Raw genomic sequence first — 2,405 nt, forward strand, 5'->3', positions numbered from 1 at the left:
GCTTTGAGGCCCTTGATGGGGGTGAGGGGCAGGAGCTTCTTCCCGGTGGGGCCGATCTGGATCTCGGTGTCCATCGAGGGGCAGACGCCGCAGTCGAAGCATGGGGTCCACCGGCAGTCGTCCTGCTCGAACTCGCTGAGCGAATCCTGCCAGTCCTGCCAGAGCCAGTCCTTGTCCAGGCCCGAGTCCAGGTGGTCCCAGGGCAGGACCTCCAGCTCGTCGCGCTGCCGGGTGGTGTACCAGTCGAGATCCACCCCGAACGTCGGCAGCGTCTCGGCCGCCGCGTCCACCCAGCGCTGGTACGAGAAGTGCTCGCTCCAACCGTCGAACCGGCCGCCGTTTTCCCACACCTTGCGGATCACCGAGCCGACCCGACGGTCACCCCGGGACAGCAGCCCCTCGATCAGCGACGGCTCGCCGTCGTGGTAGCGGTAGCCGATCGCCCGGCCCAGCGAACGGTCCGAGTTGATCGCCTGCTTGAGGATCTTGAGGCGGTGATCGATGACCTCGGGGCGCTCCATCGGCGCCCACTGGAACGGGGTGTGCGGCTTGGGCACGAACCCGCCGATGGAGACCGTGCAGCGGATGTCCTTGGAGCCCGTGGCGGCCCGACCGGCCTTGATCACCTCGTGCGCCATGTCCGCGATCTCCAGGACGTCGGCGTCGGTCTCGGTGGGCAGGCCGCACATGAAGTAGAGCTTCACCTGCCGCCAGCCGTTGGTGTACGCGGTCACGACGGTGCGGATCAGGTCTTCCTTCGACACCATCTTGTTGATGACCTTGCGGATCCGCTCCGACCCGCCCTCGGGGGCGAAGGTCAGGCCGGTACGCCGGCCGTTGCGGGACAACTCCTGCGCGAGGTCGATGTTGAACGCGTCCACCCGGGTCGACGGCAGCGACAGCGAGACGTTGGTGCCCTCGTACTGCTGGGCCAGGCCCGAGCACATGTCGCCGATCTCGGAGTGGTCGGCCGAGGACAGCGACAACAGGCCCACCTCGTGGAAGCCGGAGAACTCCAGCCCCTCGCGCACCATCTGCCCGACCGTGGTGATCGACCGCTCGCGCACCGGCCGGGTGATCATGCCGGCCTGGCAGAACCGGCAGCCCCGGGTGCAGCCCCGGAAGATCTCCACCGCGTACCGCTCGTGCACCGTCTCGGCCAGCGGAACGAGGGGCTTCTTCGGGTACGGCCAGGCGTCCAGGTCCATCGTCGTGCGCTTGTGCACCCGGAACGGCACGTCCGCCCGGTTCGGCAGGACCCGCTGGATCCGCCCGTCGGGGAGGTAGTCCACGTCGTAGAAGCGCGGCACGTAGACGCTCTCGGTGCGGGCCAGCCGCAGCAGCAGCTCGTCGCGGCCACCGGGGGAACCCTCCGCCTTCCACTCCCGGACGATCGCCGTGATCTCCAGGACCGCCTCCTCGCCGTCGCCGAGCACGGCGGCGTCGATGAAGTCGGCGATCGGCTCCGGGTTGAACGCGGCGTGCCCACCGGCCACGATCACCGGGTCGGCGTCCGTGCGGTCGACGGCCAGCATCGGAATGCCGGCCAGGTCGATCGCGGTGAGCAGGTTGGTGTAGCCCAGCTCGGTGGAGAAGGAGATGCCGAACACGTCGAAGTCACGCACCGGGCGGTGCGCGTCGACGGTGAACTGCGGCACGCCGTGCGTGCGCATCAGGTTCTCCAGGTCCGGCCAGACCGCGTACGTCCGCTCGGCGAGGGTGTCGGGCAGCTCGTTGAGCACCTCGTAAAGGATCTGCACGCCCTGGTTGGGCAGGCCCACCTCGTACGCGTCGGGATACATCAGCGCCCAGCGCACGGTCGCCGCGTCCCAGTCCTTGACGACCGCCCCCAGCTCACCACCCACGTACTGGATGGGCTTCGAGACCTGCGGGAGCAGTGGCTCCAGCCGGGGCCAGACGGAATTGGTCGCGGCCGCGCGCGGCGTCGTGGACGGGGCACTCATGAAGCCCAAGGGTACGCGCCCACCCGGCGGTGACCGCGCGCACGCCGCCCACGACGCTCCGAGCGCCACCGGTGGCGGTGCGCCGCCCCGCCGCGACGCCCGGTCGGCGGCGGTGGCGGGGCGGTACTAACCTCGGACCGGCGCGAGAGGAGATTGCCGCGATGCCGGAGCCCCAGCCGGGAGCAGGCCGTCCGGCCGACGGGAGCACCCCGGGCACGGAGCCGGACCGGGATCCGGCGGTCGCCGACGAGCCGACCTTCCGACCCGTACCGCCGGACCAGCCGGACCCCTCGGACCAGCCGCAACCCTCGGACCAGCCGCAACCACCGGACCAGCCCGAGCCGCCGACCAACCGGGCCGCCGGCGCCGACGCGGCCGGCGACCCGGGCGGCACCGGGCTGGCGGACGAGCCGCGCCCGAACGACGGACCCCGTCTCTTAT

The 2,405-nt window shown here is 70.8% G+C and carries 1 protein-coding gene and 1 pseudogene; one reads left to right on the forward strand and one right to left on the reverse strand.

All coding sequences use genetic code 11. The features are described from left to right. Window positions 1-1,964: TIGR03960 family B12-binding radical SAM protein (locus EAD98_RS30580; protein WP_121657406.1), on the reverse strand; the 1,964-nt coding region annotated here is incomplete at its 3' end. Between the two features lie 161 nt (window positions 1,965-2,125). Between EAD98_RS30580 and EAD98_RS30585 the strand changes: the two are divergent. Further along, a pseudogene (locus EAD98_RS30585) lies at window positions 2,126-2,405 on the forward strand (hypothetical protein); the annotation flags it as partial.

It is taken from the genome of Micromonospora sp. CV4, assembly GCF_003667455.1.
GTDB lineage: Bacteria > Actinomycetota > Actinomycetes > Mycobacteriales > Micromonosporaceae > Micromonospora.